At 68.4% G+C, this 21,283-nt stretch carries 19 protein-coding genes; 12 read left to right on the plus strand and 7 right to left on the minus strand.

The genetic code is table 11. The features are described from left to right. Positions 1–26 precede the first annotated feature (26 nt). The 4 genes from RN629_RS09255 (at position 27) to RN629_RS09270 (ending at position 6,525) form a co-directional block, all read left to right on the plus strand. Positions 27–1,136: an 8-amino-7-oxononanoate synthase gene (locus RN629_RS09255; protein ID WP_407034965.1), complete on the plus strand. Its 1,110-nt coding sequence runs from the start codon at positions 27–29 to the stop codon at positions 1,134–1,136. Beyond that, positions 1,133–1,753 carry a dethiobiotin synthase gene (bioD, locus tag RN629_RS09260; RefSeq protein WP_407034966.1) on the plus strand — a complete coding sequence of 207 codons (621 nt, stop codon included), beginning with the start codon at positions 1,133–1,135 and terminating at the stop codon, positions 1,751–1,753. The genes RN629_RS09255 and bioD overlap by 4 nt, the downstream gene beginning before the upstream one ends. Next, positions 1,750–2,997, plus strand: coding sequence for an adenosylmethionine--8-amino-7-oxononanoate transaminase (locus RN629_RS09265; RefSeq protein ID WP_407034967.1), 1,248 nt, complete (start codon positions 1,750–1,752; stop codon positions 2,995–2,997). Before bioD ends, RN629_RS09265 begins: the two co-directional genes overlap by 4 nt. Before the next feature lie 84 nt (positions 2,998–3,081). Then, the gene (locus tag RN629_RS09270) at positions 3,082–6,525 is read left to right on the plus strand and encodes a glycosyl hydrolase 2 galactose-binding domain-containing protein (RefSeq protein WP_407034968.1); all 3,444 of its coding nucleotides are present in this window, start codon (positions 3,082–3,084) and stop codon (positions 6,523–6,525) included. A gap of 88 nt (positions 6,526–6,613) precedes the next feature. Here the strand turns inward: RN629_RS09270 and RN629_RS09275 are convergent, their stop codons facing one another. After that, entirely contained in the window at positions 6,614–7,027 is a 414-nt protein-coding gene (locus RN629_RS09275) for a PaaI family thioesterase (protein WP_407034969.1), read from the minus strand. Next, complete coding sequence (locus RN629_RS09280) at positions 7,024–7,455, minus strand: PaaI family thioesterase (protein WP_407034970.1); 432 nt, start codon at positions 7,453–7,455, stop codon at positions 7,024–7,026. Before RN629_RS09280 ends, RN629_RS09275 begins: the two co-directional genes overlap by 4 nt. A gap of 48 nt (positions 7,456–7,503) precedes the next feature. Here RN629_RS09280 and RN629_RS09285 point away from each other — a divergent pair, with 48 nt between their 5' ends. After that, the gene (locus tag RN629_RS09285; protein WP_407034971.1) at positions 7,504–8,289 is read left to right on the plus strand and encodes a crotonase/enoyl-CoA hydratase family protein; all 786 of its coding nucleotides are present in this window, start codon (positions 7,504–7,506) and stop codon (positions 8,287–8,289) included. Positions 8,290–8,350: 61 nt separating this feature from the next. Here RN629_RS09285 and RN629_RS09290 read toward each other — a convergent pair whose 3' ends face one another. Further along, a complete protein-coding gene (locus tag RN629_RS09290; protein WP_407034972.1) occupies positions 8,351–8,806 on the minus strand; it encodes a peptidylprolyl isomerase in 456 nt (151 codons plus the stop codon). A 93-nt stretch (positions 8,807–8,899) separates the two neighbouring features. Here RN629_RS09290 and mgtE point away from each other — a divergent pair, with 93 nt between their 5' ends. From mgtE to RN629_RS09310, 4 genes are all read left to right on the plus strand, one after another. Beyond that, complete coding sequence (mgtE, locus tag RN629_RS09295) at positions 8,900–10,351, plus strand: magnesium transporter (RefSeq protein WP_407034973.1); 1,452 nt, start codon at positions 8,900–8,902, stop codon at positions 10,349–10,351. Between the two features lie 159 nt (positions 10,352–10,510). Further along, positions 10,511–11,848 carry a NupC/NupG family nucleoside CNT transporter gene (locus tag RN629_RS09300; RefSeq protein ID WP_407034974.1) on the plus strand — a complete coding sequence of 446 codons (1,338 nt, stop codon included), beginning with the start codon at positions 10,511–10,513 and terminating at the stop codon, positions 11,846–11,848. A gap of 259 nt (positions 11,849–12,107) precedes the next feature. Then, positions 12,108–12,275: a hypothetical protein gene (locus RN629_RS09305; protein ID WP_407034975.1), complete on the plus strand. Its 168-nt coding sequence runs from the start codon at positions 12,108–12,110 to the stop codon at positions 12,273–12,275. 44 nt (positions 12,276–12,319) lie between these two features. Beyond that, entirely contained in the window at positions 12,320–13,648 is a 1,329-nt protein-coding gene (locus RN629_RS09310) for a carbohydrate porin (RefSeq protein ID WP_407034976.1), read from the plus strand. A gap of 71 nt (positions 13,649–13,719) precedes the next feature. Here the strand turns inward: RN629_RS09310 and RN629_RS09315 are convergent, their stop codons facing one another. Next, entirely contained in the window at positions 13,720–14,589 is an 870-nt protein-coding gene (locus RN629_RS09315; RefSeq protein ID WP_407034977.1) for a 3-hydroxyacyl-CoA dehydrogenase NAD-binding domain-containing protein, read from the minus strand. 77 nt (positions 14,590–14,666) lie between these two features. Between RN629_RS09315 and RN629_RS09320 the strand changes: the two genes are divergently transcribed. Together RN629_RS09320 and RN629_RS09325 are read left to right on the plus strand one after the other, a co-directional pair. Next, positions 14,667–15,704: a DUF1176 domain-containing protein gene (locus RN629_RS09320; protein ID WP_407034978.1), complete on the plus strand. Its 1,038-nt coding sequence runs from the start codon at positions 14,667–14,669 to the stop codon at positions 15,702–15,704. A 10-nt stretch (positions 15,705–15,714) separates the two neighbouring features. Next, complete coding sequence (locus tag RN629_RS09325) at positions 15,715–16,335, plus strand: YbhB/YbcL family Raf kinase inhibitor-like protein (RefSeq protein ID WP_407034979.1); 621 nt, start codon at positions 15,715–15,717, stop codon at positions 16,333–16,335. Positions 16,336–16,446: 111 nt separating this feature from the next. Here the strand turns inward: RN629_RS09325 and RN629_RS09330 are convergent, their stop codons facing one another. Together RN629_RS09330 and RN629_RS09335 are read right to left on the minus strand one after the other, a co-directional pair. After that, positions 16,447–17,490 carry a GGDEF domain-containing protein gene (locus RN629_RS09330; RefSeq protein WP_407034980.1) on the minus strand — a complete coding sequence of 348 codons (1,044 nt, stop codon included), beginning with the start codon at positions 17,488–17,490 and terminating at the stop codon, positions 16,447–16,449. Between the two features lie 102 nt (positions 17,491–17,592). Beyond that, positions 17,593–18,126 carry a peroxiredoxin gene (locus RN629_RS09335; RefSeq protein WP_407034981.1) on the minus strand — a complete coding sequence of 178 codons (534 nt, stop codon included), beginning with the start codon at positions 18,124–18,126 and terminating at the stop codon, positions 17,593–17,595. 90 nt (positions 18,127–18,216) lie between these two features. Here RN629_RS09335 and RN629_RS09340 point away from each other — a divergent pair, with 90 nt between their 5' ends. Next, positions 18,217–19,053, plus strand: coding sequence for an inositol monophosphatase family protein (locus RN629_RS09340; protein ID WP_407034982.1), 837 nt, complete (start codon positions 18,217–18,219; stop codon positions 19,051–19,053). Positions 19,054–19,136: 83 nt separating this feature from the next. Here the strand turns inward: RN629_RS09340 and RN629_RS09345 are convergent, their stop codons facing one another. Beyond that, positions 19,137–21,254 carry an AsmA family protein gene (locus RN629_RS09345; protein WP_407034983.1) on the minus strand — a complete coding sequence of 706 codons (2,118 nt, stop codon included), beginning with the start codon at positions 21,252–21,254 and terminating at the stop codon, positions 19,137–19,139. Between the last annotated feature and the right edge of the window lie 29 nt (positions 21,255–21,283).

A 21,283-nucleotide genomic window follows, 5' to 3' on the forward strand; every position in this document is an offset into this window, starting at 1 on the left:
ACAGACAGGCAGCCTAGGACACCGTGATGCTGGACTTTCATCGCGCCGACCTGGCCCGGCTGGCCGCGCGGGACCGATGGCGGGCCCTGGCCCCGCGCAAGGGCCGCGACTTCGCCTCCAACGATTATCTGGGGCTCGCCGCCAGCCCGCGCCTCGCCGCCGCGCTTGCGCGGGCGGTGGACGAGGGCGTGCCGGTCGGATCGGGCGGATCGCGGCTGCTGCGTGGCAACCACCCCGAACATGAGGCGCTGGAGGCCGAAGCGGCGGCGTTCTTCGGCGCGGAGGCGAGCCTGTATTTTTCCTCCGGCTATGCCGCGAATGTCGCGATCCTGGCGACCCTGCCGCAACGGGGCGACCTGATCGTCCATGACGCGCTGGTTCATGCCAGCATGCATGAGGGGATGACCCTGTCGCGCGCCACGGCGCGGGCGGCGGCGCATAACGATCCGGCGGCATTCGATGCGGCGATCCGCGACTGGCGCGCCGAGGGGGGGCGGGGCACGCCCTGGATCGCAGTGGAAAGCCTGTACAGCATGGACGGCGACACCGCCCCGCTCGCCGAACTCCGGGCGGTGGCCGAGCGGCACGACGCGATGATCGTGGTGGACGAGGCGCATGCCACCGGCGTGTTCGGCGACCGGGGGCAGGGGCTGTCGCATCCCGGCGAACGGGTCGTCAGCCTGCACACCTGCGGCAAGGCGATGGGGTGCGAAGGCGCGCTGGTCGCCGGGCCGGCCATCGTCCGCGACTATCTGGTCAATCGCGGGCGTGGCTTCATCTTCTCCACCGCGCCGTCCCCCCTGATGGCGCGGGCGGTGCGCGAGGCGCTGCGCATGCTGGCCGACGAACCCGAACGGCGGGCGGCGCTGGCACGGCGGATCGCGCTGGCGGGCGATCGGCTGTCACGCCATGGCGCGCTGGCGCAGGGTACGCCGATCCTGCCGCTGATCCTGCACGACAATGGCCGGACGATGCGTGCGGCGGCGGCATTGCAGGAGCGCGGCTTCGATATCCGCGGCATTCGCCCGCCGACCGTGCCCGTCGGCGCGGCCCGGCTGCGGCTGTCCATCACCCTGAATGTCGAGGCGGCGGACATCGTCGCGCTCGATGAGGCATTGCGAGAGGTCCTGGCATGAGCGCCATCGTCGTCACCGGCACCGACACCGAAATCGGCAAGACCGTCTTCGCCGCCGCGCTGACTGGTGCGCTGGGCGCCAGCTATTGGAAGCCGGTTCAGGCCGGCACCGACGAACAGGGCCATGGCGATGCGGAGACGGTGGCGGGCCTTAGCGGCCGTCCGGTCCTGTCTTGCGCCTATCGGCTCAACACGCCCTGTTCGCCGCACCGCGCCGCCGAGATCGATGGGGTGGAGATCGGTCTCGACCGGCTGGCCCTGCCCCAGGTCGACGGGCCGTTGGTGGCGGAAGGGGCCGGGGGCGTGCTGGTGCCGGTCACCCGCGAGTTGCTGTTCGCCGACCTGTTCGCGCATTGGGGACGGCCGGTGGTGCTGGTCGCGCGCACCGGGTTGGGAACGATCAATCACAGCCTGTTGTCGATCGAGGCGCTGCGGTCGCGCGGCGTGGCCGTGCTGGGGGTCGCGTTCGTCGGGGATGCGGTCGAGGATAGCGAGGCGACCATCGCCGCGATCGGCGGGGTGAAGCGGCTCGGCCGCCTGCCGCGCCTGACCCGGCTGAATCGCGAGACGCTGGCCGAGGCCTTTGCCGCGAATTTCCGTATCGAGGATTTCCGATGACCTCGCCCGTCTGGCACCCCTTTACCCAACATGGCCTGGGCGAGCCGATCCCGATGGTCGCCTCCGCCGCCGGCGCGGTGCTGACCACGGTCGACGGGCGCGCGGTGGTGGATGCCATCTCCAGCTGGTGGGTGACGACGCACGGCCACAACCATCCCCGCATCGCCGCCGCCATCGCCGACCAGGCGGGCAGGCTGGACCAGATCATCTTTGCGGGCTGGACCCATCAGCCTGCCGAAGAGGTCGCCGCCGAGCTGGTGCGGATCACGCCGCCCGCGCTGACCCGGGTCTTCTATTCCGATTCGGGATCGACCGCGGTCGAGGTCGCGCTGAAAATGGCGCTGGGCTATTGGCTCAACCGGGGCGATCCGCGCCACCGCATCCTGGTCCTCGAACACAGCTATCATGGCGACACGATCGGCGCGATGTCGGTGGGCGCGCGCGGCGTGTTCAACCGGCCTTATGCGCCGTTGCTGTTCGATGTCGGGACCATTCCCTATCCCACCGACGTACAGGCGACGCTCGACGCGCTGGAGGCGGCGTGCCGGGCGGGCGCGGCGGCGTTCATCGTCGAGCCGCTGGTGCTGGGCGCGGGCGGGATGCTCTTCTATGCGCCCGAGACGCTGAGCGAGATGCGCGCGATTTGCGCCAGGCACGGCGTGCTGTTCATCGCCGACGAGGTGATGACCGGATGGGGCCGCACCGGTACGCTGCTGGCTTGCGAACAGGCCGGCGTGGTGCCCGATATCCTGTGCCTGTCCAAGGGGTTGACCGGCGGCGCGGTACCGCTGGCGGTGACGCTGTCGACCGAGGCGATCTTCCAGGCGCATTGGTCGGAGACGGACCGGGCGAGGCAGTTCTTCCACTCGTCCAGCTATACCGCCAATCCCATCGCCTGCGCGGCGGCGGCGGCCAATCTGGCCATCTGGCGCGAGGAGCCGGTCGGGCAGCGGATCGATACGCTGGCGGAGCGCCAGCGCGCGCATCTGGCGGCAATCGCGGGGCGGGCGGCGGTGCGCAACCCGCGCACCCTGGGCACCATCGCCGCGTTCGAGCTGGGCGCGGGGCAGGATTATCTGTCTGACCTCGGCCCCCGGCTTCAGGCGCATTTCCGCGAGCGGGATCTGCTCGTCCGGCCGCTGGGCAACACCATCTATGTCATGCCGCCCTATGCGATCACGCCCGAAGAGCTGGCGCGGGTGTGGGACGGGATCGGTGAGGCGATCGACCGTTTCGGGCGTTGAGGGCCGCCAGGGCCCGGCAAGCCGGGCTTTGACTTTACGGCTTTTGATTTGCTTTATCCGGCGACGATCGAAAAGGGAGCGGGCATGAGCGTGGCGGCGGCAAGGGCGATGGGGGCTCTGGCATCGATTCTGGCGCTGAGCTGGGGCTTGGCGGCCTCGGCCCAGACGACGCCGTCCGCTGAAACGGTGCCGCTGGGACCGATCAACGCAGACCTGCCGCAGGGGGGGGATGCCTATCGCCGGGCGATCACGACCACCCCCGTCCTGGCGCCTCACTGGACGCTGTCCGCCTGGGTCCAGCCGCGCAGCGTGACCGGCAAGGGGACGACGATGCTGGTCGGCGGCTTTGGCGACCCGACCGGCGGCCCGCGCCGCTATCTCGCGCTGGTCGATGGCCAGCCCGCGCTGGTGACCGAGGCGGGCGTGGTGCAGGGCGGCGATGCCGACCGCAACAAATGGACCCATATCGCGGCCAGCTATGACGGAAAGGTCGTCCGCCTGTTCGTGAACGGACGACAGGTGGTGCAGCGCGGCCTGTCGCTTGCCCCCGTGCAGGGTGTGGCGACGCTGGCGCCGCGCAGCTACCAGCCGGTCTTTGCGGGCAAGGTGATCGATTTCCGCATGGTGTCGCAGGTGGTCGATCCGCTGGCCATCCGCGTCGCCGCGCGGCGTGCGCCCGATCCCGCGCGGCTGGCGTTGCAGACCGGCAGCCCGAGCTGGCCCTATCAGACGCGTCAGATGCAGGGGCAGACCGTTCCCCAGGACGCCTGGACCCTGCCCCAGTCCAAGGCCCCCATTCCCACCAGCGGAACGCCCAGACCCGAACCGAAGGACCCCGCGCTCGTTTCCACCGCGACCGGCCAATGGGCGGTGAATGGCTGGCGCCTGATCGAAGCGGCGAAGATCGGCCCCGGCGGCGCGGACCTGTCGCAGGGCAATTACGACGCCAGCAAATGGTATGTGGCGACGGTGCCGGGCACGGTGCTGACCACCCTGGTCGATCGCGGCGTCTATCCCGATCCGGCGGTGGGGCTGAACAATCTGGCCATTCCGGAGACGCTGGCGCGGCAGGATTACTGGTACCGCACCGAGTTCGACACGCCCGCCGAGGCGGCGGGGCGGCAGATGTGGCTGACCTTCAACGGGGTGAACTATTCCGCCGAGGTCTGGGTCAATGGCCGGATGGCGGGGACGATGAAGGGCGCGTTCATTCGCGGCCGCTTCCCGGTGACGCTGGCGGCCGGACGCAACGCCATCGCCGTGCGCGTCGCGCCGCCGCCACATCCCGGTATCGCGCACGAAGAGTCGATGACGGCGGGGGTGGGCGAGAATGGCGGCGTCCAGATGCTCGACGGCCCGACCTTCGTCGCGAGCGAGGGCTGGGACTGGATTCCCAGCGTCCGCGATCGCAACACCGGCCTGTGGCAGGGGGTGACGCTGGCCGCCACCGGCCCGGCGGTGCTGGGCGACCCACAGGTGGTGACGACGCTGCCCAAGCCCGACAATTCGGTCGCCGATGTCGAGATCGCGGTGCCCGTGACCAATAATGGCCAGGCGGCGGTGACGGCGACGGTGCGCGCGGTGTTCGACGATGTGGTGGTCGAAAAGCCGGTGACGGTGGCGCCGGGCCAGACGATCCGCGCCGTCCTGTCGCCCGCCGAATTCCCGCAGCTGTCGGTCAAGAATCCGAAGCTGTGGTGGCCCAATGGCTATGGCGACCCCGCGCTGCACGCTCTGGCCCTGACGGCGGCGGTCGATGGCGCGCTGTCCGATTCGAAGGCGCTGCGCTTCGGGATGCGGCAGGTGACCTATGACCTGTCGCTGTTCGACGGCGAGGGCGATCTGGAGCGGGTGACGCTCGACCTCAACCGGGTGCGCGGGCAGGGGCAGAAGGTGATCGACACCAGCCATGCGGGTATCCGCAAGGCGGGCAATGGCTGGGCGATGAGCTTCACGCCGGGCGGCGACCAGTCGGCGGCGGTGACCAGGGTGCAGGATGATCCGCGCCTCGCCCCTTATCTGACCCTGCGTATCAACGGCGTACGGATCGCGGCGCGCGGCGGCAATATCGGCATGGACGACTTCATGAAGCGCGTCGATCGCGCGCATCTGGAGCCCTATTTCAAGCTGCACCGCGACGCGCATCTGAACATCGTGCGCAACTGGGTCGGCCAGAATACCGAGGAGAGCTTCTTCGACCTGGCCGACGAATATGGCCTGATGGTCCTGTCAGACTTCTGGGAGTCGACCCAGGACTATAATATGGAGGCGGAGGACCCGCAGCTGTTCCTGGCCAATGCGACCGATGTGGTGCGCCATTTCCGCAACCATCCCTCGATCGTCGCCTGGTTCGGCCGCAACGAAGGCGTGCCGCAGCCGATCCTCAATACCGGGCTCGATACGATGTTGCGCGCCGAGGACGGGACGCGGCTCTATATGCCGTCCTCCAACGCGGTGAACCTGCAAGGGTCGGGGCCGTATAACTGGCGGCCGCCGGTCGAATATTTCACCACCCATGCCAAGGGCTTTTCGGTCGAGGTCGGCACCCCGTCGCTCCCCACGCTTGAATCGTGGAAGCGGACCATCCCGGCCGAGGCGGATCGCTGGCCGATCGGCGATGTCTGGGCCTATCACGACTGGCACCAGACCGGGAACGGCGCGGTGAAGTCCTATATGGATGCGCTGGAAAGCCGGTTCGGCGCGGCGACCGGGCTCGAGGATTTCGAGCGCAAGGCGCAGATGATGGAATATGACTCCTATCGCGCGATCTTCGAGGGGATGAATGCCGGCCTGTGGACTGAGAATTCGGGCCGGATGCTGTGGATGACGCAACCCGCCTGGCCGTCCTCCGCCTGGCAGATCTTCTCGTCGGACTATGACACGCACGCCGCCTTTTACGGCGTGAAGAAGGCCGCCGAGCCGATCCATGTCCAGATGAACCTGCCCGATTACCGGGTCGTGCTGGTCAACAACACGCGCGACGCGCTGAAGGGGGTGCAGGTGCGGGCCCGGATCGTCGCGCTCGACGGCCATGGTCTGGGCGATCAGGAGGCCAAGATCGTCGCCAATGCCGAGGGGGTGACACCCGTCTTCCAGCTCGATCTCGCCAATATCCTGAAACGCGGGCCCGCGCTGGTGCGGCTGGAGGCGATGGATGCGGGTGGCCAATTGCTGTCGACCAACAGCTATTGGCAGGCGCAGGACGATGCGGGCTACCGCGCGATGACCGCCATGCCGCCCGCGACGGTGACAGCCAGCGCCACGGTCCAGGCCCAGGGCGATGACAGTGTGGCGAGCGTGACGCTGAGCAATGGCGGCACCGTCCCGGCGGTGGAGACCAAGCTGACCGTGATGAACGCGGATGGCGAACAGGTGCTGCCCGCCTATTTCAGCGACAATTACGTCACGCTGCTGCCGGGTGAAACGCGGGTGATCGAGATACGCTATCCCACCGCCACGGCGGACCGGGCGAGCGTGATGCTGCGCGGATGGAACGTGACCAGGACCCAGGCCGAGCTGCGCCCCTGATCTATCCTCTCCTTGGCGCGCCACCCCGGCCTGCGCCGGGATGGTTCGGGGGCACGCCAAGATCGTCTTCCAGGGAGGGCGGGACAGCCTAGCCCCGCAGAATCCGGTAGTTCAGCCGGGCGGTCGCGATCGGCCGGTCGCGATCCTCCTGCCAGGCGGTCGCCTCGACATTGGCGACCCGCTGGCCGAGGCGCAGGATGGTGCCGACCGCCCGGGTCGGGTGGTCGCGCCCGCTGCGCAGATAATCGGTCGTCACCGTCACCGGCTTGATCCGTGCGGCCCCCTCCTGCGACAGGCGATGGGTGAGGGCGGCGATCCCGGCGACTTCGAGCAGGCCGGCGATCGCCCCGCCCTGGAGCAGGCCGGGCCAGCCCATCACATGGTCGCCGAACGGCATGACCAGTTCGGGCAGGCCGTCGACCCATTGGATCGAACAGCCCAGCATCTCGGCATAAGGGGGCAGCACCATGTCCATGCCGATCGCGGTGCGGGGCGCGCTCATGCGCTTGCTTCCGCGTTCAGGCGCATGAAGGTGCCCGCGACATGCGCGACCGGATCATCCGCATCGCCGTCATGCGCGATTCCCCGGACAAAGGCGATGCTGCGCGTCAGGCGATAGCATTCGCCGCGCCCGATCACCGTCCGTCCGGGCATTGCGGGGCGCAGATAGTCGACGCGCAGGTCGACCGTCACATGCGGCTCGAAGCTCCCCCGCTTCAGCCAGACCGCCAGGCTGGTCGCCATGTCCATCATCGCGACGATCGGACCGGAGGCGACGACCCCGCTTGCCGGATCGCCGATCAGCCGCGGGTCATAGGGCAGCGCCAGCTCCGCCCAGTCTTCGCCATGCGTCCGGTACTGCATCCCCAGATGCCGCCCATGGCCGCCAAAGCCGCCCATCGCGGCGAAGCGTTCAATGTCGAACCCCATGGGCCGATGGTCTACACGATGGGAAAGCGTGTGCAAAAGGAGAGCGGGATGGAAGATCGGGTGACGATCGCGGTCGCGGAGGGGGTCGCCGATGTCCGGCTGGCTCGCGGTGGAAAGCTGAACGCCATTGACGGGCGGATGTTCGATGCGCTGGCGCAGGCCATCGAGACGCTGGCGGCCCGGCGCGATCTGCGCGCGGTGGTGCTGTCGGGGGAGGGGGACGGGTTTTGCTCGGGCCTCGACATGGCGGCGATGGCGGGGGGCGAACTGGCCGGGCTGGACCTGGCGGCGCGGGACGTCGGGCCCGCCAATCGGGTGCAGCAGGTGACCTGGGGCTGGCGCACCCTGGCGGTGCCGGTGATCGCGGCGGTCCACGGCGTGGCGTTTGGCGGCGGCACGCAGATCATGGCCGGTGCGGACATCCGGCTCGCCCATCCCGCGACGCGGTTCGCGATCCGCGAGGTGCATTGGGGGATCGTGCCCGACATGGGCGGCTTCGCGCTGTGGCGCGGCGTGCGCGAGGATAGCCTGCGCGAATGGATCTACACCGCGCGCGAATTCGACGCGGCCGAGGCGCTGGCGGCGGGGTTCGTCACCCGGCTGGTCGAAAATCCGCGGGACGAGGCGCTGGCGCTGGCCCGGATGATCGCGGGGCGCAGCCCCGATGCGGTGCGCAGTGCCAAGCGGCTGTTCGCCGCCATGGCGACGACCCCGCCCGACGCCATGCTGGCGTTGGAAAGCGCCGAGCAGGTCGCCTTGATGGCGGGGAGCAACCACCATGAGGCGGTGCGCGCCAATATGGAACGGCGGCGCCCCGCCTTCCGCGACGCCTGACGCATGAAAAAGGGGAGAGCCTCTATCCGAGACTCCCCCCTTTTTGTCCGGCTGGCGGAGATTATTCCGCGCGGGCCTTCAGGATCTTGCCCGGGTTGCGGGGCGGCTCGCCCTTGGGGAGCGCATCGACATGCTCCATGCCGCTCTCGACCTTGCCCCAGACGGTGTACTGGCGGTCCAGGAAGCGCGCATCGTCGAAGCAGATGAAGAACTGCGAATTGGCCGAGTTCGGATCGTTGGTTCGCGCCATCGAGCAGGTGCCGCGCACGTGCGGCTCGGCGTTGAACTCCTGCTTCAGGTTGGGCTTGTCCGAACCCGAGGTGCCGGTGCCGGTCGGATCGCCGCCCTGCGCCATGAAGCCCGGGATCACGCGGTGGAACACGACGCCGTCGTAAAAGCCGTCATTGGCGAGGCCGCCGATGCGCGCGACATGCTCGGGCGCCAGATCGGGGCGCAGGGTGATGACGACATCGCCGTCCTCCAGCGTCAGGGTCAGCTTGGAAAAAGTCTCGGCCATAAGGGTCTTCCTTGGTTGATGTCCCGCAGGTAGGGATTCCCATGCCCGCTGGCAAATCCAACAGCCTCGCGATAGAGGCGTGATGCCGCGTTCATGTTCCAATTCCGGCATGGTCCATCTGGGGAGGCCAAGATCAGCGACACCGAACGCCCCGGACTCGAAGCCGAGACCCTGTTGCCCGAAACGCAGCTGGACGAGGATGACCGGCTGAAACCCGAATATGTGCGCAGCGTGCTGGAGGCGCTGGAAGCGGGCGACGACGAGGGCGTGCGCGCGCTGGTCGAACCGCTCCACCCCGCCGATATCGCCGATCTGTTCGAGCTGGTGCCCGACGACGACCGCGTCAGCCTGGCGCGGGCGGCGGCCGACCTGCTGAACGGCGACGTCTTCGCCGAGATGAACGACTATGTGCGCGAGCAGCTGATCCAGGCGCTCGAACCGCATGAAGTCGCCGACATCGCTTCCGAACTCGACACCGACGACGCGGTGGCGATCATCGAGGATATGGACGAGGATGAGCAGCGCGCGGTGCTGCGTGCGCTCGACCCCGACGACCGCGCCGCGATCGAGGAGGCTTTGTCCTTTCCCGAGGAATCCGCCGGCCGCCTGATGCAGCGCGAGCTGATCGCGGTGCCCGAGCATTGGACGGTGGCCGAGACGATCGAGTTCCTGCGCGACGATGACGAGCTGACCACCGATTTCTGGGAAATCTTTGTCGTCGACCCCGCGCACCGGCCGATCGGGACCTGCCAGCTATCCTGGATTCTGCGCGCGCCGGGGCAGATCGCCATCGGCGACGTCATGAAGCGCGAACAGACGCTGATCCCGGTCGACATGGATCAGGAAGAGGTCGCGCTGCGCTTCCAGAAATATGCGCTGATCTCCGCCGCCGTCATCGATGCCAGCGGGCGGCTGGTCGGCATGATCACCGTCGACGATATCGTCCACATCATCCAGCAGGAGGCGGGCGAGGACGTGCTGCGCCTGTCGGGTGCGGGCGAGGGCGATATCAACGAGCCGATCCTCGACAGCTACAAGAGCCGCGTCCGCTGGCTGATCGCCAATCTCGTGACCGCGCTGGTCGCCTCCTCGGTGATCGCGGCGTTCGAGGGGACGATCGCGCGGATGGTGGCGCTGGCGACGCTCATGCCGATCGTCGCGGGCGTGGGCGGCAATGCGGGGACGCAGACGCTGGCGGTGACGGTGCGCGCGCTGGCGACCAACCAGCTCACCCGGTCCAACACGACCCGCGCGATCATCCGCGAGATTCGTGTCGCGTTGATGAACGGCGCGACGGTGGCGGTGGTGATCGGCATGGGGGTCAGCCTGGTCTTCCGCAACCCCGCGCTGGGCGGGGTGATCGCGGCGGCGATGATGACCAATATCCTGGTAGCGGGGCTGGCCGGCGTCCTGGTGCCCGTCACGCTGGAGCGGTTCGACGCCGATCCGGCGGTGGCGTCGTCGGTCTTCGTGACGATGACCACCGACTCGATCGGCTTCCTGGCCTTTCTGGGCCTCGCCACGGCGGCGGGCCTGACCGGCTAGGCCGCCGTCACCGGGCAGGGCAGGACAGGACAGGGCGGTAATTTCCCCCGCGATCAAAACTATAGCGGTCCGCCACGGCCTTGCCTATGATGCGACCCCGCGCAGCCGGGGGGCCGCGTCACGGTCCATCGCCCCAAGCGGGATAATTAAGCAGCGCGCATGAAGCATTTTGCCATCGGTATCGCCGGTATCTGTGTCATTCTGGCGATCGCCGTCGCCCTGTCCACCGATCGCCGGGCGATTCGCCTGCGCGTCGTCGGCGCGGCCTTCGCGCTTCAGGCCGGGATCGCGGTGCTCATCCTCTATGTGCCGTTGGGCAAACGGGTGTTGCAGACCCTGTCCGGCGGGGTCGCACGGCTGCTCGGCTATGCCAATGAAGGGACCAAGTTCCTGTTCGGCCCGCTGGCGTCCGATCCGCTGGGCCATAATTTCGCGATCCAGGCGCTTCCCGTCATCATCTTCTTCGCCGCGCTCGTCTCGATCCTCTATTATCTGGGGATCATGCAACTGGTCGTGCGCTGGCTGGGCGGGGCGATCGAGAAGGTGATCGGCGTGTCCAAGGTCGAATCGCTCTGCGCGGCGGCCAATGTCTTTGTCGGCCAGTCCGAATCGCCGCTGGTCATCCGCCCCTATCTGGCGGGACTCTCGCCCGCGCAGCTGTTCACGGTGATGACCAGCGGGATGGCGGGCGTCGCGGGAACGATCCTGGCTGCCTATGCCTCGATGGGGATTTCGATCGAGTATCTCCTCGCGGCCAGCTTCATGGCGGCGCCGGGCGGCATCCTGATGGCCAAGATCATCATGCCCGACCGGCGCGAGCCGCCGGCGGGGGAGTTGCCGCTGGAGGACATGCCGGCGGAGGAGCGCGACATCCGGCTGGCGGCCAGCCGTCGGATCGGGCCCGGCCTGGGCCTTGCCGCGCTGCCCAGCGAGGGGGCGGCGGGCGAGCCCCTGCCCGAGGCGTCCCATGACGAGGAAAAGCCCGCCAACATCATCATGGCGGCGGCGCAAGGGGCGCAGACCGGGGTGAAGCTGGCCGTCGCGGTCGGCGCGATGGTGCTGGCCTTTGTTGCGCTGGTCGCGCTCGCCAACGGATTGCTCGGCGGCCTAGGCGACATGGTCGGGATATCGGGGCTGAGCTTCCAGGCGCTGCTCGGCTATGTGTTCCAGCCGATCATGCTGCTGCTCAACGTGCCGTGGAACGAGGCGGGGATCGCGGGCGGCCTGTTCGGCGAGAAGATCGTCCTGAACGAGTTCGTCGCCTATATCGACTTGGGCAAACAGGCGGCGCAGCTGTCGCCGCGCACCGTGGCGATCATCACCTTCGCGCTCTGTGGTTTCGCCAATTTCTCGTCGATCGCGATCCAGATGGCGGTGACGGGCAGCCTGGCGCCCAATCAGCGTCCGACCATTGCCCGGCTGGGCATTCGCGCGCTGATCGCGGGCAGCCTGGCCAACCTGATGTCGGCGGCGCTGGCGGGACTGCTGATCGCCTGAGGCGATCTTTTCGGGGTTGATCCAGGCAGCAGGGGCGCTATGGGCGCCCCGTCGGCCGCATTCGTGGCCGATTCGCAAACAGGATCACAATGCCCCGATCTAGTCCCTTGTCCGGCGACGAGGACAGTAGACGCTCCGGCGTCGACTATCCCCCTTGCCATTGGATGGGCCTGACGGGGTCGACGGAGTCGGCCCGCTAAACGCCGTTCGCCATCGACCTTCCGCCGGGCCCGCACGCAAAACCCGATGGAGGTCGATCATGACCCGCATGATGTTCCGCGCCCATGGGCGCGCCCATAGCCTCGCCACGGTGATGTCCGCCGTGCCCCTTGAACGTGCGCGCCTGTTGCGCGCGATCGCGTCCACCCGTCCCCAGGCGGTTCGCCGGATCGGTGACGCCCCGCCGGAAGGCCGGCCGCTCGCCTGACCGGCCGCCAGGACGCCGACGCCCACGTTTCAAGGATAGCATCAATGACCCGTTTCGTTTCGCGGGCCGCGCTGTGCGGCCTGTTCTTCTTCGCGCGCGCCGTGTCGGCGCAGACCCTGCCGCAGGACGGCCAGCGCGACCAGGATTTCGCATTGCATGGCCAGGCCACGCTGGTGGTGCAGGGGGTGGGGGGCCTCGCCTCGCCCTATCGCGGCGGCAACAGCCTGACCCCGCGACAGGTCAAGGAGACCGCCGACCTGACCGCCTATATCGGTGCCCGCCCCTGGAAGGGCGCGGAAATCTGGGTGAACCCGGAGATCGATCAGGGGTTCGGCCTGTCCAACACGCTGGGCGTGGCGGGCTTTCCCAGCGCCGAGGCGTATAAGGTGGGCAAGTCCGAACCCTATTTCCGGCTGCAACGCGCGTTCATCGGGCAGACGATCGGACTGGGCGGCGCGCGGGAGACTGTGGCGGCCCTGGCCAATCAGCTCGGCGGATCGCGCAGCGTCGACCGGATCGTGCTGACCATCGGCAAGTTCGGGGTGGCGGATGTGTTCGACACCAATGCCTATGCGCATGATCCGCGCGCCGACTTCCTGAACTGGACGGCGATCGACGCGGGAACCTTCGATTATGCCGCCGATGCCTGGGGCTATACGACCGGCATCGCGGCCGAAGTCTATCGCGGCGACTGGACGGTGCGCGCCGGGCTGTTCAACCTGTCGACCATCCCCAATGGCGAGCGGCTGGAACGTGGTTTCCAGCAATATCAGCTGGATGGCGAGGTTGAGCATCGGCACCTGATCGCCGGGCGGCCGGGATCGGTGCGCTTCGGCGTGTTCCGCAACCGGGGCCGGTTTAGCCGGTTCGACGACGCGCTGGCCTATGCCGCGGCCACCGGCGCGGCGGTCGATCCGGCCCCGACCCGGCGGCGGATGACGCGGATGGGCGCCTATATGAACATGGACCAGGCGTTGACCGACACGCTGGGCCTGTTCGCCCGTGCCGGAATCAGCGACGGCGATATCGAGCCCTATGACTTCACCGATATCGACCGGACGGCGCAGATCGGTGCGGTGCTGAACGGCAAGGGCTGGGGGCGTGCGCAGGACCGGGTCGGGCTGGTGCTGATCGCCAACGGCATTTCGGCCGTGCATCGCCGCTATCTGGCGGCGGGGGGCCTGGGCGTGCTGGTCGGCGATGGCAAGCTGCCCAACGCCGGGGCCGAAGAGATTGTCGAGGCCTTTTACGACGTGCCGTTGTTCCAGCGGTTCGCGGTGACGCTGGACGCCCAGCATGTTCAGAATCCCGGTTATAACCGGGATCGCGGCCCGGCCGAGATCCTCGCGCTGCGCCTTCACGGCGCCTTCTGACCGATCCTTTTCCGGCACGGCGAGATGGCAGCCCGCAGGGCTGAGGTCGCGCCGTGCCGGGGGACTTTTCCTTACCGCGTCGGCACGGGCTCCGCGCCGCTATAGTCGTAGAAGCCGCGCCTGGTCTTGCGGCCGTACCAGCCCGCCTCGACATATTTGATCAGCAGCGGGGCCGGGCGGAATTTGGGGTCGCCGGTGCCTTCGAACAGGACGCGCGTGATCTCCAGGCACGTGTCGAGCCCGATGAAATCGGCCAATGTCAGCGGGCCCATCGGGTGATTCAGGCCCAACTGGCAGGCCGCATCGATATCGGGAATCGTCGCCACGCCTTCGCCCAGCGCGAAGATCGCCTCGTTGATCATCGGCATCAGCACGCGGTTGACGATGAAGCCCGGCGCATCATTGGCATGGACGACCCGCTTGCCCAGTTCCTGCGCGAACGCCTCGACCCTGGCCACCGTCTCGTCCGAGGTGGCGAGCCCGCGGATCAGCTCTATCAGGCCCATGACCGGCACGGGATTGAAGAAATGCACCCCGACGAAGCGCCCCGCATCGGGGGCCGCCTGTGCAAGCCGGGTGATCGGGATGGAGGAGGTGTTGGTCGCCAGGATGGCGGTGTCGGACATCCCCTTGCCGACCTCCTCGAAAATCGTGCGCTTGATGCCCTCGCGCTCGGTCGCCGCCTCGATCACCAGTTCGCATCCGGCCATGGCGGACAGGCTGCCCACCGGTTCGATCCGCGCCAGCAGCGCGTCGGCGTCGGCGCGGGTCATCTTCTCCTTGGTCACCAGCCGGTCGAGCGCCCTGGCGATTCCCGCCTTGCCCGCTTCGGCCCGCTCGGCCGAGACATCGGCCAGCTTCACGGCATAGCCTGCCGCCGCCGACACCTGCGCAATGCCCGCGCCCATCTGGCCGGCCCCGATCACACCCACGGACTTCATCGCAAAACTCTCCTTATTCTTTGGCGCATGCCCTATCCTGATCGGAACGCCACCGCCAGCAATGGGGTTGATCCCGTATGATTCGCACCGCTCTCCTCGTCTTATCGACGGGTTTCGTCGCACCGGTCGTGGCGGCGACGGCCGCCGTCCCGGGCGACCCGGTGCCCGCCAAGCCCAGGCTGTTCCGCGACTGGATGGTCGCATGCGACAATGGCGGGCGATGCGAGGCGGCATCCTTGTCCTCCCGCGATTCGATGCCGCAGGATGCCGGGCTGCTGATCCGGCGGGACAGCGACGGGCAGGTGACGGTCCGGGTGAAGGACCAGACCGGCCAGGGCCAGCGGGCGGTGGTGCGGATCGATGGCCGGGTGGCCGCGACGATCCCGCTGATCCGCGGGTCCGACGGCGAATGGCGGGGGCGCACCGCCCTTGCGCTGGCATCTGCCCTCGCGCGGGGGCGCAAGGCGGTGATCCTGACTCCGGCGGCCAATGCCTTGTCGCTGAACGGCGCGGGGGCGGCCTTGCGCTACATGGACGAGCGGCAGAAGCGCGCGGGCACCCGCACCGCGCTGGTCGCCCGGGGCGCCGCTGCCTATCGCGCCACGCCGCCCGCCTTGCCGGTCGTGCGAGTCGTCACCCCGCCGCCCGGCGCGGCCCCGGCGGTGCCGGGCGGCCGGATCGTCGCGGCGCGGCGGCTATATCAATGTCCCGCCGATGCCGGAGGGCCGGTCAGCGCCGAGACCTATCGGCTCGACGGCCGATCGACGCTGGTCCTGCTGTCCTGCGGCGCGGGAGCCTATAACTTCATGGTGAAGCCGCTGATCTGGCGCGACTCGCGGCTGAGCCCGGCACGATTCGACTTCGCGTTCGACTTTGCCGAGGAGCCGGCACCCGGCAGCGCGCGGACCCTGGTCAATGGCGACTGGTCGCGCGACGGACGGCTGTCGAGCTGGGCCAAGGGGCGGGGGCTGGGCGATTGCGGCGATGCGCAGAGCTTTGGCTGGGACGGGACTCGCTTTCGCCTGCTGGATGCGGCGCGGATGACCGAATGTCGCGGGGCGATCGACACGCTGACCGTCTGGCGGGCCCGCCCGGTGCCCGTCGGGCCGCGATAGGGAGAGGATCATGCTGGAGCATCTTCCCGCCTGGCTGGGCAGGGCGATGAGCGGTTGGCGTGCCGGGATCGAATCGATCGCGGTCCTTCGTCCCGAACTGACCCCGGCCGCCGCCCTGTCGCTCGGCAGTCCGGCCTTTGGCGATATGGGGCGCTTGCCCGTGCGATTCACCGCCGATGGCGAGGGCGTGTCGCCGCCGCTGACATGGGGCGATCCGCCCGAAGGCACGCATATGCTGGCGCTGCTGGTCGAGGATGCCGATGCGCCGGCGCTCCAGCCTTTGGTCCATGCGATCGTCTGGAACCTGCCGCCGCGGGCCGGCGATCTGGGGGAAGGGGCAATCGTCGCCGATGGCGCGCTCGGGCCCGAGGGGGGCGCAGTCGGGCGTAATTCCTATCTCGCCGGGGGCTGGCTGCCGCCCGATCCGCCGCGCGGGCATGGCGCGCATCATTATGTGTTTCAGTTGTTCGCGCTGGGGGCGGTGGTCGATGTCGCTGGCGAGGTGCCGGGGCGCGGCGCGCTGCTGGAGGCGATGGCGGGGCATGTGCTGGCCGCCGGGGTGCTGACGGGGATCTATTCGCGCGAGGAGGATGCGCCGGTGGGGCCGATCGGCGCCGTGAGCCTCGCCTGACGGGGCCGCCGGTGGCCCGCTCCCGTCACGCCAGCGGGAGGATTCCGCCGAGCAAGTGGGATTTTCCGCCAGCTCCTGTTCGCGCACCGCGTCAGGCGTGGGCGTCCTCGCTCACTCCGTGCAGGTGCGGTCCCGCCCGTCATTCTTCGCGCGGTACAACAGGGCGTCGGCGCGCGCGAAAATGGTCTCGTGCGTGTCGTCCTGGGTCAGGCTGGCGATGCCGGCGGAGAAGGTGATCTGCCCGATCGATTCGCCGGTTTCGCGTACCTTCAGCCGGCGATCGCGGACCGTCGCCCGCGCGCGTTCGATGATCGCGGTGGCCTTGTCCCGATCAAGCCCCGACAGCAGGATCGCAAATTCCTCACCGCCATGGCGACAGACCAGATGTCCCTTGCTTTCTTCCGCGAGGATCTGGCCGATGGCGCTCAGCACGCGGTCACCCACGGCATGGCCGAAATCGTCGTTGATCCGCTTGAACCGATCAATGTCGCACAGCGCCAGATGACAGGGCCCGTCCGATTGCAGATACTGGCCGACCGCTTCGTTGAACGCCAGGCGGTTGGCGAGCCCGGTCAGCGTGTCGCGGCGGGCGGTGGCGCGCGCCTCGATCAGCTTTTCGCGCAGGACGTCCGCCTCCGCATTGGCCTGTTCCAGCCGCCTTTCGGTGACATGGATGCGCTCCAGCATCTCGCCGGTCAGCTTGGCGAGCGTTGCCAGTCCGATCGATTCGCCCCGCCCGATCTCGGCCGCGCTCTGCGCCAGATTGCGGCTGAACGCCGATGTGTCGGCCTGCATCGACCGGATGATCGCGCCGAACGCCTCGACATGCCCCTGGGTCTGTTCGGCCAGGGCGTCGCTCTGTGATTCGGCCTCCGGGACCGCATGGTCGCGCTGGTCGCGGACCGGGGTTTCGGAACTGGCGATGGGCGGCAGCGGCGCGGGGGACGCCTCGGTAGGCCCGCCCAGCCGTCGGATATCGTCCTGATGCAGGCGCAGGCCGCCATCGATCAGGTCGTTCACCGCCCGCGCGAGCGCACTTTTCGGTTCGGTCAGAATCGCATGGACGAACGCATAATGCGCGGGGTCGGGCGCCAGACGATGATCGTCCAGGAACCGACCGATCCGGCTGTACAACGTCTCGGGCATGCGACTCATCGCGCCCATCCCTTCGAACAAGCGCCCCATATCCTGTTCGTCATGGCGCATGGATTGTGCGCGACCCCCATTGTCATCCTTGCATTCCCTGCCGGATGGACGTCAGGGTCTGTTCGTCAGTGATCGAACCGCCGCCAGCGTCGTGGCGACATGTTCGGCCGGATTCATGTCGTCGTGCACGAAGGCGATGCGCCCGTCGCGCCCGATGACATAGCTGGTCCGCGTCGTCACATCGCGCCCCTGCACCTGCCGACCCAGGGCTACATCATAATCCTTAACAATCCGGGCTCCGGCGCTGGCGACCGGGAATTTCCCGGCGCACTCCGCCTTGGAGAAAGCGGCAAGCTTGTCGACGGGATCGGCCGACATGCCGATCACCCGGGCACCGGCGGCGCGAAAGGCGTCGATCTTCTCGGCAAAGGCGCGCGCTTCGGCGCTGCATCCGCTGGTAAAGGCGGCCGGGAAGAAATACAGCACGACCGGGCCGTGCCGCAGTTCTTCCTTCAGGTGCAAGGTGAAGACCTTGCCCGCCACCGCGCCGCGGGTGGTGAAATCGGGAGCGGGGGCGCCGGGGCGCAGCGCGGCGCTGGCCGGAACGGCGGCAAGGGCAAGAAGAACACCTAACAACCTACGCATCGTGGTCCCCCAGTAGAACAAGGTTAACGCGTATCCTCTCGCAAGGATGCCGTCCATTGCTGATCGCGCGTTGCTATCCTATCGCGGGTCATGGCCGTACATCATTCCGACATCGAATTGGCATTGAAACTGGCGGATGCCGCCGGGGCCGCCATCCGCCCCTATTTCCGCCGCGACATGGGTCTGGAGATGAAGGCGGACAAGTCGCCGGTCACGCTGGCCGATCGCGAGGCCGAGGCGGCGATGCGCCGGATCCTGGAGGCCGAACGTTCGGGCGACGGCATCCATGGCGAGGAATATGGCGTGAAGGACGGCGTGACCGGCCGCCAATGGGTGCTGGACCCGATCGACGGTACGCGCAGCTTCACCGTGGGACGGCCGATCTTCGGCACGCTGATCGCGCTGGTCGAGAATGGCTGGCCGGTGCTGGGGATCATCGACCAGCCGATCGGCCGGGAACGCTGGCTGGGCGTGACGGGGCGTCCGACGCTGTTCAACGGCCAGCCCGCCCGGACCCGCGCCTGCGCCGCGCTGGAGGGCGCGACGATCGCGACGACCAGCCCGCATCTGTTCGATGACGACGACGTGCCGCATTATATGGCGCTGGTCGCGGCGATCAGCGGCAACAGCCCGCGACAGGGGCCGGTCTATGGCGGCGACTGTTATAATTACGGGCTGCTGGCGAGTGGCCATATCGACATGGTGTGCGAAGCCGGGTTGCAGTTGCACGACTTCGCCGCGCTGGTGCCGGTGGTCGAGGGGGCCGGGGGGCGCATGTGCGACTGGAACGGCGATCCGTTGACCGCCGACAGTGCGGGCCATGTGCTGGCGATCGGCGACCCGGCCCGCACCGAAGAGGTGCTGGAGGCGTTGCGCAACGTGCCGCACCAGCATGATCACGATCACGGCCACCACGACCACGGATGACGCCGCAGCGGGATCGACCGCGATCGCATCGTCGACGCAACCGGCGCTCGGCCATGATCGCCCGTCCCATGTCGGGCGGGAATTCAGAAAATTCCCAGGAATTTCTTGCGTTGCGACCGGGCCTCGCCTTCGGTCTGATGGCCGTCCTTCGACTTGGCGGTGGTGCCGTTGCCGACATCGCTGCGCGCCTCGCCCTTGGTCGTCCGCTGGGCCCCGGCGCGGGCCCCGGCCAGCACGGGCCCGCATGCGGTCGCCTTGGCATCGCCGACATCGACAAAGGCGAGGACGCCCGCCAGCGGTGTCGCGACCACCGCCAGCCCCAGCCCGGCCCCGGCGCGGGCGATCAGCTTGCCGCTGATCGGATTGATTCCGGGTTGCGCGAAATGGCCGGTCAGGCCGACCGGCGACTGGCCCGAGAACAGGCTGAAGTTCTTGGCATCGGCCCGGATCGCCATGTCGATCGCCTCGTTGCGAAAGCTGAATCCGCCGCGCCCGACGATCACATTCTTGCTGGTGTCGATCAGGATCGGGTCCGCCGCCGCCACGCCGTCGCGCACGGTGAAGGCGATCAGTCCGCAATTGATGCGCACCGGTTCCTTCAACCGTTCTTCGAACATCTTCTGGACGAAGGTGCCGACATCCAGCTCGGCGAGTTGCGCATTGCGCGTCCACAGCGATCCGGCGGGCAGGATGAAGGCGATGCGGCCATGGGCGCTGGCCAGCGAATCGTGAATGGTGTCGCCGCGTCCCTCCAACTGGATGCGGCCCTTCATCGTGCCGCTGGTCCCGGCCTCCGCCACGCCCCACCCGGCGAGCAGTCGTCCGAGCGGCGTCGGGGACAGGCGGATGTCATAGCGGACCAGGCTGGGGCGTGGCCGCGTGTCGAAGACCAGGTCGGACGCCACGTCGCCGCGCGCCATGGCGAAGCGCAACGGCGACAGGGTCAGCTTGCCGCGATCCAGCGCCAGCGTCAGGTCGACATTCGAGATCGGCACCCGCCGCGATCGCACCGTTCCGATCGTCCATTTCAGGGTGGCGTCGAACCGCTGCATCGTCGCCACGGGCAGCGCGGCGTCGGGCAACAGCCGCGCTGCTCCCGCACCCGTCGCGGCGGCGGCGGCCTCCGCCCCTTTGGCGGCGACGATATCGGGATTATAACCGATGAAGGGCGCGGCATCGATGATGTCCAGCCGCCGGGTCGTCAGCGCCGAATCGAGATGCAGCCGCTCGCCATTGGTGATGGTCAGCATGCCCGCCAGATCGCTGTCCCCGAACGTCCCCGCCATCCGCGTGAAGCGATAGACGTCGCGCGATTTCACCAGCTGCGCATGAAGGTCGTAGGTGCGGGTGCGCGGGATGGCGACGCCGATCACCTCGAGCAGGGTGGACAGGTCCCTGCCGCGCGCACGGGTGCGCAGCGGCACATTCTCGACATCGGCGATCGAGGGCAGGGTGCCCGCAACATCGACCACATTGCCCGCCGCGCGCAGCCGCGCGACCAGTTCGTTCCTGCCGCGATTGGCGGTGGCGTCGGGCGAGAGCAGTTGCGCGGTCAGGGTAAAGGGCGTGGCACGGATCACGCCCTTGCCACGCACCCCGACCGCATGACCGATCCGCGCATCCTGCGACCCGAAATCCGCCAGCGCCAGGTCGGCGGTCACCCGCATGCGGGGATCGCGATAGCGCACCGTCGTGCCGACGATCTCCGCCGTGTCGATCCGCGGAAATGCCAGCGGCTTGCCACCCTTCTTCGCGCCGAACGTCCATGTGTTGCTATGGTGATCCGGCGTCCATTCCAGGTCGACCGCGCCGTTCGTCAGGGCCAGCCAGGTGAAGCGCCGCTTGCCGAACAGCAGCGATAGCGGGGCGATTCGCGAATCGATCCGGTCGGCGGTGAACAGATTGGGCCGGGTCGCCCAATCGGGATTGGAGATCGCGATCTTCTCGGCCACGAACCGGATCCGCCACGGCGCGAAATAGAGCTGGAAATCGCCGCCGATGCTCACCGTGCGGTGGGTCAGGCGTCCGACGACCGATTCAAAGGGGTGGCGCAGGAAACGCCCCTTTGTGACGAACAGCACCAGCCAGATCGCGGCGACGGCGATCAGCAACCCGGCGAGACCCCGCAACAGCCATCGCCGCCACCCCGGGCGGGCGGTGGTCGGACGGGCATTCGTGTCGGCCGCTGGCGCCTGCTCCATGACAGCCCCAAGCGCGCGACGGGAGCGCG

The organism is Facivitalis istanbulensis, from assembly GCF_040560405.1.
Lineage (GTDB): Bacteria > Pseudomonadota > Alphaproteobacteria > Sphingomonadales > Sphingomonadaceae > Sphingomonas > Sphingomonas istanbulensis.

Coding starts and splice junctions, on each gene's coding strand:
- RN629_RS09285 (WP_407034971.1), top strand. CDS start 7,504: ATGGAAGATCGGGTGACGATCGCGGTCGCGGAGGGGGTCGCCGATGTC.
- RN629_RS09320 (WP_407034978.1), top strand. CDS start 14,667: ATGATTCGCACCGCTCTCCTCGTCTTATCGACGGGTTTCGTCGCACCG.
- RN629_RS09265 (WP_407034967.1), top strand. CDS start 1,750: ATGACCTCGCCCGTCTGGCACCCCTTTACCCAACATGGCCTGGGCGAG.
- RN629_RS09290 (WP_407034972.1), bottom strand. CDS start 8,806: ATGGCCGAGACTTTTTCCAAGCTGACCCTGACGCTGGAGGACGGCGAT.
- RN629_RS09345 (WP_407034983.1), bottom strand. CDS start 21,254: ATGGAGCAGGCGCCAGCGGCCGACACGAATGCCCGTCCGACCACCGCC.
- RN629_RS09270 (WP_407034968.1), top strand. CDS start 3,082: ATGAGCGTGGCGGCGGCAAGGGCGATGGGGGCTCTGGCATCGATTCTG.
- mgtE (WP_407034973.1), top strand. CDS start 8,900: ATGTTCCAATTCCGGCATGGTCCATCTGGGGAGGCCAAGATCAGCGAC.
- RN629_RS09335 (WP_407034981.1), bottom strand. CDS start 18,126: ATGCGTAGGTTGTTAGGTGTTCTTCTTGCCCTTGCCGCCGTTCCGGCC.
- RN629_RS09310 (WP_407034976.1), top strand. CDS start 12,320: ATGACCCGTTTCGTTTCGCGGGCCGCGCTGTGCGGCCTGTTCTTCTTC.
- RN629_RS09325 (WP_407034979.1), top strand. CDS start 15,715: ATGCTGGAGCATCTTCCCGCCTGGCTGGGCAGGGCGATGAGCGGTTGG.
- RN629_RS09340 (WP_407034982.1), top strand. CDS start 18,217: ATGGCCGTACATCATTCCGACATCGAATTGGCATTGAAACTGGCGGAT.
- RN629_RS09330 (WP_407034980.1), bottom strand. CDS start 17,490: ATGAGTCGCATGCCCGAGACGTTGTACAGCCGGATCGGTCGGTTCCTG.
- RN629_RS09255 (WP_407034965.1), top strand. CDS start 27: ATGCTGGACTTTCATCGCGCCGACCTGGCCCGGCTGGCCGCGCGGGAC.
- RN629_RS09300 (WP_407034974.1), top strand. CDS start 10,511: ATGAAGCATTTTGCCATCGGTATCGCCGGTATCTGTGTCATTCTGGCG.
- bioD (WP_407034966.1), top strand. CDS start 1,133: ATGAGCGCCATCGTCGTCACCGGCACCGACACCGAAATCGGCAAGACC.
- RN629_RS09275 (WP_407034969.1), bottom strand. CDS start 7,027: ATGAGCGCGCCCCGCACCGCGATCGGCATGGACATGGTGCTGCCCCCT.
- RN629_RS09305 (WP_407034975.1), top strand. CDS start 12,108: ATGACCCGCATGATGTTCCGCGCCCATGGGCGCGCCCATAGCCTCGCC.
- RN629_RS09280 (WP_407034970.1), bottom strand. CDS start 7,455: ATGGGGTTCGACATTGAACGCTTCGCCGCGATGGGCGGCTTTGGCGGC.
- RN629_RS09315 (WP_407034977.1), bottom strand. CDS start 14,589: ATGAAGTCCGTGGGTGTGATCGGGGCCGGCCAGATGGGCGCGGGCATT.